The sequence below is a fragment of the Hahella ganghwensis DSM 17046 genome (genome assembly GCF_000376785.1).
GTDB lineage: Bacteria > Pseudomonadota > Gammaproteobacteria > Pseudomonadales > Oleiphilaceae > Hahella > Hahella ganghwensis.
Genome location: NZ_AQXX01000052.1, coordinates 1 through 14,090 on the forward strand (window position 1 = coordinate 1; position 14,090 = coordinate 14,090).

12 protein-coding genes are annotated in these 14,090 nt (G+C 48.7%); 10 read left to right on the forward strand and 2 right to left on the reverse strand.

What is annotated here, in order from left to right; all coding sequences use genetic code 11:
* On the reverse strand, nucleotides 1-189 hold a 189-nt coding region (locus F566_RS0101585; protein WP_020405226.1), incomplete at its 3' end, for a transposase.
* A gap of 461 nt (nucleotides 190-650) precedes the next feature.
* Between F566_RS0101585 and F566_RS38030 the strand changes: the two genes are divergently transcribed.
* The 8 genes from F566_RS38030 (at nucleotide 651) to F566_RS0101625 (ending at nucleotide 9,917) form a co-directional block, all read left to right on the forward strand.
* Nucleotides 651-950 (forward strand): DUF2933 domain-containing protein, encoded by a 300-nt coding sequence (locus F566_RS38030; RefSeq protein ID WP_020405227.1) that lies wholly within the window; start codon nucleotides 651-653, stop codon nucleotides 948-950.
* The gene (locus F566_RS0101595; RefSeq protein ID WP_425402003.1) at nucleotides 922-1,617 is read left to right on the forward strand and encodes a methyltransferase family protein; all 696 of its coding nucleotides are present in this window, start codon (nucleotides 922-924) and stop codon (nucleotides 1,615-1,617) included. The genes F566_RS38030 and F566_RS0101595 overlap by 29 nt, the downstream gene beginning before the upstream one ends.
* Nucleotides 1,610-2,521: an outer membrane lipoprotein-sorting protein gene (locus F566_RS0101600; protein ID WP_020405229.1), complete on the forward strand. Its 912-nt coding sequence runs from the start codon at nucleotides 1,610-1,612 to the stop codon at nucleotides 2,519-2,521. Before F566_RS0101595 ends, F566_RS0101600 begins: the two co-directional genes overlap by 8 nt.
* 78 nt (nucleotides 2,522-2,599) lie before the next feature.
* Complete coding sequence (locus F566_RS31570) at nucleotides 2,600-3,340, forward strand: ABC transporter ATP-binding protein (protein ID WP_020405230.1); 741 nt, start codon at nucleotides 2,600-2,602, stop codon at nucleotides 3,338-3,340.
* Nucleotides 3,318-5,804, forward strand: coding sequence for an FtsX-like permease family protein (locus tag F566_RS0101610; protein WP_020405231.1), 2,487 nt, complete (start codon nucleotides 3,318-3,320; stop codon nucleotides 5,802-5,804). The genes F566_RS31570 and F566_RS0101610 overlap by 23 nt, the downstream gene beginning before the upstream one ends.
* Complete coding sequence (locus F566_RS0101615; protein WP_020405232.1) at nucleotides 5,794-7,014, forward strand: hypothetical protein; 1,221 nt, start codon at nucleotides 5,794-5,796, stop codon at nucleotides 7,012-7,014. The genes F566_RS0101610 and F566_RS0101615 overlap by 11 nt, the downstream gene beginning before the upstream one ends.
* A 268-nt stretch (nucleotides 7,015-7,282) precedes the next feature.
* On the forward strand, nucleotides 7,283-9,148 hold the full coding sequence (locus F566_RS0101620; protein ID WP_020405233.1) for a pre-peptidase C-terminal domain-containing protein: 1,866 nt from the start codon (nucleotides 7,283-7,285) through the stop codon (nucleotides 9,146-9,148).
* A gap of 205 nt (nucleotides 9,149-9,353) precedes the next feature.
* Complete coding sequence (locus tag F566_RS0101625; RefSeq protein ID WP_020405234.1) at nucleotides 9,354-9,917, forward strand: hypothetical protein; 564 nt, start codon at nucleotides 9,354-9,356, stop codon at nucleotides 9,915-9,917.
* Between the two features lie 126 nt (nucleotides 9,918-10,043).
* Here F566_RS0101625 and F566_RS0101630 read toward each other — a convergent pair whose 3' ends face one another.
* A complete protein-coding gene (locus tag F566_RS0101630) occupies nucleotides 10,044-12,023 on the reverse strand; it encodes a methyl-accepting chemotaxis protein (RefSeq protein ID WP_020405235.1) in 1,980 nt (659 codons plus the stop codon).
* A gap of 280 nt (nucleotides 12,024-12,303) precedes the next feature.
* Here F566_RS0101630 and F566_RS31575 point away from each other — a divergent pair, with 280 nt between their 5' ends.
* Both F566_RS31575 and F566_RS38420 read left to right on the forward strand, forming a co-directional pair.
* Nucleotides 12,304-13,182, forward strand: coding sequence for a hypothetical protein (locus tag F566_RS31575; protein WP_020405236.1), 879 nt, complete (start codon nucleotides 12,304-12,306; stop codon nucleotides 13,180-13,182).
* A gap of 743 nt (nucleotides 13,183-13,925) precedes the next feature.
* The coding region (locus F566_RS38420) for a transposase (protein ID WP_483788244.1) at nucleotides 13,926-14,090 on the forward strand (165 nt) is incomplete at its 3' end.

The window sequence follows — 14,090 nt, forward strand, 5'->3', positions numbered from 1 at the left end:
CGTGGTAGAGCCGAGTTTCTTCGCGTCGCTGATCCAGCGTCGAACCAGATTGGCATTGAGCCCGTTATCCAGAGCGATGGCAGAAACAGAGACCCCCGGCTGTTGGCAGGCAGCAATAATCTTAGCTTTAAATTCTGCGGAATATTGGCGACGTTTTCTGGAGGAGCGAGGTGCGCTTATGACAATCATAACAAGTGTCCACTAAAAAATAAGTGGACACTATCCAGGTCAGTTGGTAGCGCGCTCAAGATGGGGTTACCGGACGCTTACAATGGAGGTGGGGCTGCAGTTATTCCATGTCCCTTTCTGGGGCTGAACAAAACTTACCAGCCAGCGCCGGGTTGGATTGAGTTATCGACCGCTTCTGCCATTCCCAAAACAATCTACCATCCTCCCCGTACCTTATATTGAATAAAAAAGTAAGCATTAGGTAGCTTTTTTGTCTATAGGTTTATCAGTACTTTTATCATGACATGCGAGTAGGCAAAGGTAGGGGATTCTGAATCTGTGCTCATACCTGAAATGGATATCATTGTGACATTGTCACTTGGACAACCAACATTGGTGATTTAGCTCCGATGAAGCCGAATGAATATCCATTTAATTGTCAGATGAAAAGGTATCGGGGCTATTAAAAGTTGAGTGTTGATATGAACAAATCACCCAAAGCGTTCTGGTTATCTCCCAAGGGGCTCTCAGCCATAGCCCTCATTGCCGTTGCCAGCTATTTTCTAATGATTGAACATCGGCAGCATCTTTTTCAGGCTTTGCCTTATCTGCTTATTCTGCTTTGTCCGTTGATGCATATTTTTATGCATCGTGGACATGGTAGTCATCAGCATTCGAAGGATGAGAATATGGTGAAGATGGATGACTATCGTCGTGGTTATGAGGATGCCAAAAAGGATATTCAAAAACATAATGAAGAGGACCAACGCCATGAACGGTGACTATGGCTTATGGTCGTTGGTCATATTGAACTCAGCGATATTTATTTTCTTTGCGTTCAGCTTCGTTAAACCGAGAACCAGGTCCGATTGGCGAAGTCTTGGTGCCTTTTCCGCCTTTATTGTGGCGCTATTTACGGAAATGTATGGTTTTCCGCTAACGATATACTTCCTTTCCGTTTGGTTGTCGGAAAGGTACCCGGGAGTTGACTTCCTGGCCCACAATAATGGGCACTTGCTACACACATTCCTGGGGTTTGAAGGTAATCCTCATTTTGATCCTTTGCACATTCTAAGCAACCTGATCATCGTTTTAGGTTTCTTTCTGTTAGCCAGCGCCTGGCGTGTTCTTCATCAAGCCCAACAATCCTATTCACTGGCTCACACCGGGTGGTATGCCCGGTGCAGGCACCCCCAATATGTGGCTTTTGTCATGATCATGTTTGGTTTCCTAATGCAGTGGCCCACCATACCGACACTGGTGCTTTTTCCCATCATGGTATTCATATACGTACGTTTGGCACTACGAGAGGAGAAAATGGCCCTGGAAGAGTTCGGGAAGGAATATCAGGATTATATGGCAGAAACACCACGCTTTATCCCTCGGTTTCATCGTAAGGCTACTAATAAACCACACAACAGGGAGAAAAAAGGAATACACGATGTCTGATTTCTTCCCAGCAAAGTACTGGAGAGCACCAAAGCGTATTCTCCTGGTGATTGGAAAGCGGTTGCCTGTTGCAGGCTATGATACCGGAAGCAAACCGACCAGAGGAACTTTAATCATGTCGTCATACCGAAAGGCAATGATCGGGCTGCTCTTTTATATCGTCAGCAGCATCGTTGAGGCGGCGGAAGCTAAAGCCGTCATCGCACGAATGGAGGCATTACTTTGGTCGGATACCAACCAAGGGCGTTTCGTGATGACCATCGAAACCCCCTATTGGAGCCGGACTCTGGAATTGGATGTGTGGATGCAACGTCCGGACAATACTTTTATCCGGGTATTATCTCCCAAGAAGGAACGAGGCATAGGTTCGCTGCGCAAGGGATCCCAGATGTGGAATTATATTCCCAAGATTGACCGGATTGTCAAAATCCCCCCATCTATGATGTTACAGCCTTGGATGGGCTCAGACTTCAGCAATGACGACCTGGTCAAACAAAGCAGCCTGATTAATGACTATCACCACAATCTGGTGGAAAAGGCAGGGGAAGAGATTGAGCACACAGAGGCGGATAACGATAGGGTTAAGGGGGATGTGTTGCACATTGTGTCAACTCCCAAACCTGATGCGGCAGTCGTGTGGGGCAAAATTGAATCCTGGGTCCACGGAGACACTGGAATTCCTGTGAAACAGGTGTACTTTGATGATGCGGGGAAAGCCGTTAGAGAACTGACATTCGGTGACGTGCAATCCATGGATGGCAGGCTGATGCCAACCCGATGGCAGATGAGACCGCTGGATGAGGACAATAAAAAGACAGTGGTCGAACTCAAGGATATTACGTTTGACCGGCCTATTGATGCTGCTGTTTTCAGTGATCGGAATCTGCGCAGGACAGATTGGTAGTAACCCCTCATTGAAATGATCTGCTACTGAAACGAGCTGATACTGAAACAAAGGAATACTGAAAAGAGGGTTAGCCAGATGGCGATTGTTGAAGTCAGACAGGTTTCCCGGTTTTTCCTGTCAGGAGAAGCCAGAATCAAAGCCCTGGACAATGTGGATCTGGATATTGAGAAGGGCGAGTTTACGGCCATGGTCGGGCCATCAGGATCCGGAAAAACCACGCTGCTGAACCAGATTGGAGGGCTTGATCATCCTGATACCGGAACGATTACGATCGAAGGTCGTTCGATTACCGATCTGGATCGTAAATCCCTGACCGAACTTCGGTTATGGAAGATAGGTTTCGTTTTCCAGGAATATAACCTGATACCCGTATTGTCTGCCCAGGAGAATGTTGAGTATGTGATGATGCTGCAACGGGTCAGTGCAAAGGAACGACAGCTTCGGGCTAAACAGGCTCTGGCTGAGGTTGGGTTGGCTTCGATGGAGCACAGAAGGCCGATGGAATTGTCCGGCGGCCAACAGCAAAGAGTCGCTGTTGCCAGGGCAATTGTGAGCCGGCCGGCGATCGTGTTGGCAGATGAACCTACTGCGAACCTGGATAGCAAGACCGGGGCGTCTCTTCTTGATCTGATGCATCAGCTAAATGACCAGCATCGAATAACCTTTCTGTTTTCCACTCACGATCCTATGGTGATGGAACGGGCCAATCGTGTTGTCCATCTGAAGGACGGCCGTATTGCCAGGGAAGAGCGGAAGCCTGCAATGGGAAATCTTTCTGTCAGCGTGAATTCCGATGCTGAATCTGGCACTGCGTAATATCTGGCGCAATCCCCGACGGTCGATCATCACACTGGCGGCCATAGCGGTGGGCGTGTGGGCCTTGATATTTATCTGGGCGTTTATCGACGGCATGAACGAACAGATGATAGTGAACAATATTCAGTATCTGAGTGGACACATTAAAATCCATCGTCAGGGGTATCATCAGAACAAGGTGCTTGCTCTGTCTATACCGGCCAGCCAGTCATTAGATATCAACCAGATTTCCGGGGTGACGGCCTCTACTGCAAGGGTGGAGGCAACGGCCCTGGTCAGCAGCCAGAAAAACTCTTCCACTGTATTGGTCTTTGGTGTTGATCCGGACACAGAGCGGGAAGTAACGACCTTGCACAAGACGCTTATCAGCGGAAGATACCTCAGCGGGCAACCTCTGGAAGTAGTCGTGGGGGACAACCTGGCCAGGGATCTGAATGTCGATGTTGGCGAAACGCTCGATTTAATCGTACAGGCTTCTGACGGATCTATCGGGGCCGATCGCTTCCATATTGTGGGCCTGCTTAATACGGGTATCGACAAGCTGGATGAGAATCTTCTGATTATCCCGATAGGTGACGCCCAGGAGTTGTATTCCCTTTGGGGGCAGTATACTTCCTGGGTAATACGTCTGGTAAACCGGCAGGAAGTCGAAGACACCGCTGAGAAATTGGCAGCCCAACTGGGGGCGGGCTACGAAATCCTGCCCTGGTTTCGCTTGTTGCCTTCTGTGGTCCAGGCTGTGGAGTTTCATGAGGCGGTGGCTTACGTTGTTTTGCTGGTGGTATTTGTTGTCGTCGCTGCGGGAATTGCCAATACGTTGTTGATGTCTGTGTTGGAGCGGATGAGGGAGTTCGGTGTGATGCGGGCGCTTGGAACTCAAAGCCTGGACATCGTCCTGCTTGTACAGTGGGAATCCATACTTTTGGCGGTACTAGGATTGATCATTGGGAATGTTCTGGGAATTGGGTTTACCGGTTACTGGGCCAGGGAGGGGATAGATCTGTCCATGTATACCGAAGCAATGGAAACAATGCCGGGATTGTCCGGCATCGTGTATCCACTGATGCGTGTTGACCATATTTTACTGGTCTCAGCGGTCGTATTCATTGTGTGCATCGTTCCTGCACAGTTTCCTGCCTGGCGTGCCTCTCAACTTGATCCGGTACAGGCCATTAGAGGGATAGCGCCGAGAGAACGGCTCGCCGGATGGATGGAGCGCCTGATTCATTTTCCCGCCAATATGCTCTGGCTTCGATTGGCCTGGAGAAATCTCTTTCGTAATCCCAAGCGATCTTTTTTGACTGGTGGCGCAACGGCTTTTGGTATGGCGGCGTTTATCTTCCTCTATGCCTTTGCTGACGGCTTTTTCGAACAGATGATTACGAACTCCACCCAATTGCTTTCGGGCCATGTGCAGGTGAGTGCAGGGAAAAGTGGCAGGAAAGAAACGGTGATAGATCGCAGGCAGATTCCGAATCAACTAACCCTGCTACCGGAAGTGGAGGCCACGAGCATTCGTCTGATCGTTCAGGCGATAGCAGGTAGTGCTCAGAAATCGTTACCAGTGGAATGGGTTGGGGTTGAGCCAGAACCGGAAAAGCAGGTCACCCGGCTTCATACATTGATCAACCGAGGGAGCTATCTATCGGGAAGTAAACTGGGTCGGGAAGGCATTGTTATTGGTCAAACCCTGGCGAAAGACTTGGAAGTGGAAGTAGGTCACAGAATTGTGATCACCGCTCAGGACAGCCAGGGACAACTACTTTCCGTGGCTCTGCGAGTCATCGGCATCTACTACAGTGGCAGTGAGCTGTTTGATCGGGGATATGTTTTTACATCGATTGATCAGGTCCGAAAACTTTTTGGCTATGGCGAACAGGATATTTCGCATCTTGCTGTTCGCCTGGTGGATCGTCACTATAGTCAATCGGTCGCCGCTCAAATGAATCAGCAGCTGATGGGGACGGAGATAAAGGCTCACCCCTGGGAAACCCTGATGCCCGTGTTGGTGCAAATGGTGGAAATGACGCGGGTGGACTTTTATCTGGTGTTGGCTGTGATTTTTGTGGTGGTTGGCATTGGTGTTATGAACACCATGCTGATGTCGGTACTGGAGCGCACCAGAGAATTTGGTGTGTTGTTGGCCTTGGGAACCACTCCTCGCCAGGTGTTGATAACGGTCCTTTATGAAGCATTGATTCTAGGTGTACTGGGGATCGTATTGGGGGCTGTCGTCGGTATACTCCTCGCCCAGTACTATCATGTTCAGGGTATCGATTTATCGGCATTCTTCGACAGCATGGCAGCGATACCCGGTATGACAGACAAGGTTTTTCCTGTTCTGATTGCAGGGAATCTGATTATTCCGACCATCCTCCTTTATATTCTGGGAGCGCTTGTCTCCGTATATCCAGCCATCAAAGCCTCCAGGCTTCGCCCGAAAGAGGCGTTGCATGGTCACTGAGTTTGTCAGAACACGGGTAGCAATCCGGACAACAAAAACTGCGCAGAAAGGCTTTCGGCCATCAGCGATGGGGATATGCATAGGCATACTGATTCTGGCTCCGATGCCCTTACGGGCAGAGATTTCCGGTTACATCAAATCGTTATGGCTCTCCACTGAAACAGTGATAGGGGAGCGGAGCAGGGAAAGTTATGGTCTCCAGCGCCTGCGAACCACCTGGCGCGATACGCTGAATGACTTTCACGTTTATCTCAGTTATGACCTCGAATGGCTCTCCGGAGGCTATCTGGGAACAGATCAATATGAATTGCAGCAAGCGCTGCAGGAGAGTCCTTATTGGCATTTGCAGAGAACCTGGCATGAAAGGAAGGACGAAGAAGGTCGGCACGGGATGTATCGTGGCTATCTGCAATATCCGATAGGCGCTATGGATATTCGGTTTGGGCGACAACAATTGAATTGGTCCCGCACCTTTCTTTGGAGCAGCTTCGATCGATTTAACCCCTACAATCCACTACAAATTGAACCTGACGAGCGCCAAGGGATTGATGCATTACAATTGATATACAATTTTGAACGGGGCGACAGTCTGGAGCTGGTTGCGGTTCCCCGGCATGAAAACCGGGAGGATGCCGGTGGATTGAGATACAGGACTTCCTACGAATACACCGATATTGATTTATTGATCGCAGATTATGGAGAAGTGACGACTGCCGGTGTTGCTATGGCGGGGCAGTGGCAGGATGCCGGCTGGAAATTTGAAACGACTCATAATTCGGTCCAGGGAGAATCTGATAGTGCTACCTACCAAGGCAAGAAAGAATATCAGGACCTCGTGATCAGTCTGAACTATACCCTGCCGAGCAACACCACCTTCATAGGAGAAGTGCTCTATCGAGGAAATGGTAGCCAGGATTCAGTGAAGTATGATGTTTCAGGTTATCTGGCGGGAAATCGAACAGATCTTGCCACCCGTTATCTGGGGCTAAGTGTTCGCCACGGATTTGAACCGTTTGCCAATGTTTCGGCGACCGTACTCTTTAATGTGGATGACCAATCCTATGCCGTGGGGCCGATGGGGAGCTACGCTCCCGGACATATGGAAGATCTGTATCTGCGGGCTGGATTGCACCTTTTTCACGGGAGTACGAATTCAGAATTTGGTTCGCAGGGTAGATTGTTCTTTGGTGAAGTACAGTGGTTTTTTTAGGTCACCCTGAGGACAGAATGCGGTGATCGAATTATCAGGCATCAGTATTATTTTCCGGCATTCACTTGCTTCATAACCCCTATCTTCATAATCCCTACTCCCCAGTTGGTGTAGGTAATAGATCCTTTCGTCTATACCGCCTTCTCTAGCCGGTCTGGGGCATTTACCCGATACCTTTCATCGTTTCCTTCCGACAAACTAATCGGCGTTTTTTTATACAAAAAATCTTCAATAAAACGATGCTTGATAAAACCAAAAGGGAAGTGAAATGAGAAAAAAAATGGGACCTATCCTGGCTTGCGTGCTGAGTGCGGCACCTTTCCTGGTTCAGGCCAATGATTCATTCAACGCCATTTCGGATGACCAGTTTATTTATTCCTACCAGGAAATGTTGAATTTTGATGTGGAAGCCTACCTTCAGGAACATGCTCCGCATCTGGCAGACAAAGCGGAGATAATCAGTCACTGGGCCGGCTATTCCACGGTGAGTCCAAAAGTTCTGCTGACGATGATTGAAATGAAGACAGGTCTGCTGAGCGCCAACAAAGCGGCTTCAATAACAGCTCCCATGGGGGATCTGTCCGACCAGCAGGGATTCAGTGAGCAGGTGCAGGACATTGCTTCCAGTCTGGCCACATCTTACTATCAGTCGATTGACCAGGAACAGGCGAGTCTTGAGTTTACGGGGGACGGCTTTGCTGCTCAGTCTTTATCGATGGAGCTCAGAAATGACGGCGAAAGTGATCTCAGTGACTTCCAGGAAGTCTATCACCGCCTGTTCCCTCAAACTCAGAATGACCAAAGCCAGGAAGTACCAGGCTCGCCAGCGACCAGTCGGTTCGTCGCATATTCCCAAAACGCCGTGCCTCCCGCCAATATGCTCCAGCTACCATTTCCTGTTGGTGAATATTGGTACTTTGGCGGTGCGCACACCTATACTGGCAGCGGTAGCTACCCGCTCTCCTCATTGGACCTGAATAACGGTGGTTATTGGGGGTCGGATACCTCCAATAAATGGGCCACGGCATCTGCCGGAGGAACGGCGATTCGACACTCCTCCTGTTTTGTGGAAGTGCTTCATGAAGGTGGCTGGTCGACCACCTACTATCACCTGGATAATGTACAGTTTTCCAACCGGACCACGGTCTCCCGAAACCAAAAGCTGGCGAATTATGCCAACAATCGCTCCCAGGCGCTTTGTGATGGCGGCAGTTCTACCGGGCCTCACCAGCACTTTAGCCTGAAATATAACGGCAGCTACTTTCATCTGGACGGCGTTGCTCTTTCTGGTTATCAGGTGAAAACCGGTCGTTACAGCTATGATGGAAACTGTAGCTACTTCTGGCTCAGTAAGAACGGTTCCAAATATTGTACCAACCGTTCCATCTATAACTCTGGTGTGCCGGATTCCGGTGATCCGACAGACCCGACTGATCCTGATCCAGGTTCTGATGACGTGAAAACCCTGAACGATGGCGACGTCATCCGCAATCTTTCGGCAACCAAGGGAAATGCCGAATACTACGTGATGGATGTTCCGGCCGGTTCAACAAATCTGTATTTCAGAATTACTGGTGGTCGAGGAGACCTGGATATGCATATCAAGCAGGGCAGTAAGCCATCACTGAATAACTATGATTGTCGCCCTTACAAGACCACGCAGGAAGAAGTCTGTTATTTCCGCGCACCACAGCCCGGACGCTACTATGTCATGTTGCACGCCTTCTCCAATTATTCCGGCATCACATTGGATGCGGGCTATGACAACAGTCAAAGCAGCCGGGCAATGACTAATGGGCAGGCGTACAGAAACCTATCAGGCAATCAGGATGATATGAAGAATTTCTACATCACTGTACCATCAGGTGCCACTAATCTTCGTATTGAGATGACTGGCGGGCAGGGTGATGCGGATATGCACGTGAAGTATCAGTCAAAGCCCTCACTGAGCAGTTATCACTGTCGCCCATTTAAAACCACCCAGACAGAAACCTGCTATTACAGCCGTCCCAGTGCTGGGACCTACCACATTATGTTGCATGCCTTTAAGCCATACTCAGGGGTGCAATTGGTTGCTCGTTACAACACCAGCTGGTGGGGTAGACAGGAATCGATTCCTCTCGTAACTGAATAGGCCTCTCTCAAGCTCCCTGTGTTCGGGGAGCTTTTCTTCGCTAGTATCGGTACCATTACCCTGATATAGAAAACCCGTCATAAAGGCGGATAAGGTCATCTACCTATCGATCGATGTAAAGGATAACAGACTGGTAAAAGCGCTTTCTCCAGTAGGATTACTGATACCACTACAGGAGAAACAGAAGATGCTTTAAACGATTTTTGTGTTCAGTCAAACACAGACGTTCAATCCAGTGCTCGCCAATCGTAACGTTCAGTTGTACGGGCGCTATGAGGGAGGCGTATGTTTCGGGCTTTGCTCTGAATGGGTAAAAGCTTTGGTTCTTCATCGACGTATTTTGAGTCAGCAGGACCTCTCAACTCAGAGTCTTTTAATACGTGCGATGACCACTCACAGTCGATACCTAACATTTTTCCGTCATGGAGCCGTTGATCAGATAGCGCCGCTGGAAAACTTTGCCAGTACCTACGGCTTGACAATTCATCACGCGGAAAGATTTGACCGAGTAAACAAACTTCCGATTATCGCCAGTGGTATTGAAGAAAATGGTGCGATCACTCTTCGTGTGAACATGCCGGGTGGGGGGTCTCACTGGGTAGCTATTGGCCGACATAATGGGACTCTTTACTTTTTTTGCCCAAACAACGGACTATATAGTGGTGACAGTCAGGATATGCGCCAGGCAGTTGTGACTATATCTCGTCCTGTACCGAATCCGAATATTAGTACTCCTATTGACACTTATATGTGGGGGCGTCTTCACTAGCGTTCAAGCCTGTAGTGATACAGAGCGTGCGAATCGGGGCTAACAGAGATTCAGTTAGCCCCGAAACAGAGGAAATAGCTTTTATGATTAAGCTCATGAAATTGATTAACAGGCTCAAACACCCTGTCAGACCTTAAAGCTGCCAACAACCTCTGATAGGTGCTGGCTCATTTTTGCCAGCTGTTGACTGGATTGATTTACCAGATTGATGTCATCTGCCAGAAGCTCAATGGCATCACTGGTCTGCGTCACATTTCGGGTGGTTTCCTCAGCGGTGGCTCGTTGTTCTTCTGTGGCGCTGGCAATGTGCGTTGTCATATCCGTGATATTGAAGACCGCTTCCAATACCTTGGATAAAGCCATGCCTGCAGAGGCGGCTTCCTGTCGGCTGACATCGGCTCTCTTCTGAGATTCCGTCATTGCGCTGACTGCCTCATCCGACCCCTTGTTGAGTGTGTACACAATATTTTCGATTTCACCAGTGGAATCTTGTACCCGCTGCGCGAGCCCTCTGACTTCATCGGCAACAACAGCAAATCCTCGTCCTGCTTCGCCAGCACGGGCGGCCTCAATGGCTGCGTTAAGGGCTAACAAGTTGGTTTGCTCGGCGACACTACGAATGACGTCCAGAACTCTACCGATATCATCAGATTGAGCTTTAAGTTGGGTGACGGTATCAGAGGCGCAGTTGATCTGTGAGACCAATTCTGCGACAACTTCTATGGTACGAGTTACGGTTTGTTGGCCCTGCTCAGCGATACTGGAGGCTTCTGACGCCTCGGAGGCAGTTTTATTGGTGCTTTCTGCCATTTCCTGACAAGTGGAGACCATTTCCTGCATGGCCACAGATACCTGCTCGGTTTTCTCGCGTTGGGCATCAGAATTCTGCTCTGTACGGAAGGTAATCTCTCCCAGTTTGGATGACTGATCGGCCAGCTCCTTGGAGGACGCAACGACTCGGGTGATCACATTTTCCAGAGTTTCCAGGAATTGGTTAACCGCATCGATAAAATCACCGACTTCATCCGAGCGTCCTTTCGTTAACCGTGTGGAAAGCACGCCTTCGTTACTGGCGATATCCTGCAGGTACCGAAGCATTTCCTTGCGGGCGCGAGCGACAGGCCGGGTGACGAACCTGGCCATCAGGACGGAAATGGACAGCCCGATAACAAGTGACAGAACAAAGGCTGAGATAATAAAGGTTAAAGCGCTTGCGGCATCCTCGTCTGCCTTGTGAGCGATTTGGCCCATGGTTTTAAAGACAGCGGCTTCCAGGTCCTGTGCCAGGGTGGCGATTTTTGGCCCCTGTACATCCAAGATGTTGGTTTTGGCCTCGGCCACCACGCTTTGACGTGTGATCAGCTCCTGGACTTTTTCTCCGAACAGGCTTAAGTCATTAACGGCTTTTTCAATATCTTCCCGGGTGTTTGATGAGGAGGCCCTGAGATTCACGATTTTTCCGTTTCGCTTCAATTTTTCCAGAAGCTGCAGCAGCGTGTTCTTGGAGGTTTCATCTCGCAAGGTGAAATACCTTTGCAGATTAATTCTCATTTCCATCGTCTGGTCCTGAAGCTGTTTAATGGCTTGGGATAGCCTCTTCTCATCCGCATCCAAGACGATATCGAAAGACACTCCAAGTACCTGTGTTGCCCTGGGACCCAGGATATCCAGATCCTGTTCCTTGATCATCCTGACTTCGCGGCTGGCTGGAACTACCTCCAGCATAAACACTTGGTGATAGTGGTTGGCAGCGGAGTCTATTTGGTCGACCAACGCCGCCTGTTCTGGCCCTGTGAATGTGTTCCGGGCCTTATCGATGGTTTTGCGAAAATGATTCTGAGCGTCCTCATATGCCGACAATACCTCTTCCTTACCGGAGCGAAGATAATCGTTCACCAATAGTCTCATCCGATAAATACTGACGACGGCTTCGGTGGCAATCGCAGTGTCGGGGGCCAGCTCAGTAGCGACCTTTTTGATATTGGAATCCAACAGAGAGAGCTGCTCCACAGTCAGTATGATGACCAGAGCAAACAGCAGCAGAATGGCAATGGGAGCGGATAATACTTTACCGGCGACTCCCAGTTTATGTTCAAGCTTTAACATCTTGTGCTCCGAACAGGTTATTGTTGTTAACGGGTGCCTGGATTAATGAGCAATACTTAGACCAAAGTATAAAAACAAAGTGAAAGCCCTATAAAAACAAGTGTATAGGTTTGGGGTGGGAAATCCGGGAAAGCCGGGGTTGTGTGGTTTTTCGCCTGATTAAAGATCTCTTCTGGGTGGAAATCCACACATTCTGCTGGCTTCAAAAGCGGTAGGTTGTTCGTTTTGTGCTAATCTCGATAAAGAACGGGAAATAACCGCCAGCGAAGGGATGCCCACTATGAGCAGCATAGAGAAAGATCTCCCACGAGTTACACCTACACCTAAGCCTGAACCGGAAAAAGAAGATGAAAGCCTGGACGTGCACTTGATTCGTCAACTGGTATGTGAATGCCGCGCGATGGCCAAGCATATTCTCGCCAATGGTCTGGATGTGAATTCAACTCTGATTGCGAAGCTTACCCAGCTAAAGAGCAATCTGGAAAAAAGAATAACAGTCGATCAGGCCGAGGAGCTGGTGGATATTCATCTGGCTTTGTCAAAGGTGGTTGCCCCATCAACCCCCAAAGCGATTCTGATGCTGGAGTCTGACGGAAGTGAGCGCAGTCTCGCCAATATACTGGGGCCAGTACCTCTCATTCGTCGATTAACAATTACCGCGATTGTATTTCTTACTGCACTGCTGACAGTTTCTATGAGCGGGTCGGTCAACCTGCAGGAGCTGAATGCCGGGTTGCTGGCCTCTGAGGGGGATGTGCTGGTACTGAATGAGATTTTTATACTCTCTTGTGCTGGCCTGGGGGCTTCTTTCTTTGCGCTGTTTCAGGCCAACAGCTACATTGCAAAAGCAACCTATGATCCTCGCTATGATTCCGACTATTGGACTCGTATTATTCTCGGCATGATTGCCGGAATTATCATCGTCGAACTGTTACCCAGTACTATTTTCAATGAAGGAAGCATGTCTGAATTTGGCAAGCCTGCCATTGCGATGTTGTGCGGCTTTTCAGTAACAGTGGTCTATCGGATTCTGCAAAGATTGGTGGAAACCATGGAAACGGTCGTCAGGGGAAGGGAAGGCAGCGATAAAATGCCGGAACAGGGCGGCTATGAGATGCGAACAGGGCTGAATAAAGCAACCGGGGATAAGATGTCTTAGGCTGGAATAGCCTCTTAGGAACCCATTGTATGTCCCAAAGAAGTCACAAAGGCTGTCCTTGCGACAGTGATTGCACCAAAAACCTCATCGCCCCAATCTCCGCATTTATCTACAGACAGTATTGTTAGTCTATCAATAGGTAGGTCGGGTGAATGAGAAGGTCTGCCAATTCTTTGTTTTCGCCAGGCGATATAGGACTGGGCAGCATAAAGAACACAGAAAAGTTGGTTATTGGTACAGACAAAAGTCTAGGTTTGGGCGCATTAATGAGACCCTGTGGCTCATATTAAAGTTGTGTAATGAGGCGAAGATACGGCTTTGACTGTAGGTGGCAGGATGTCTTCAATTTGCCTGGTGCGTTATCGCTATTACGTGTTTTTCTGTCACGATAAATATTTAACGTTGTTTAGATTTGATAAAAAGAATCAATGTTATGTTAATCGAGTCTATATATAGGACTAGATGAAATTATTTATATCTATCTATAGTTTTCTTATATATGTGAGATGAATAATTGGTTAAATAATCCCAATAAAATTGCTTTTGAAAATGGTATTAAACTCCCAAAGAGATAATTTGTTCTGTATTGTTTGGCTGTCGTTGACGCTCTGCTTTTGCACTTTTTAATTTGCGCGAAAGTTATAAAAAATACCAATAAAACAAATAGGGAGGCTCTGAATAACTCCCCAAATCAGTCATAATACGGCCAACTTCACTCATCAGGAATACTATCCATGGATCAGATGACTTTCTCCGAAGCTGAATACCAGAATAAGAAGCGTAAGACCCGCCGGGAAATCTTTCTGGAGCGAATGGATAAGCTGATCCCATGGAAACGCATGGAAAAGAAGATCGCCCGCTATTACCCCAAGGGCGAGAACGGCCGCCCTCCGTATCCGTTATCCACC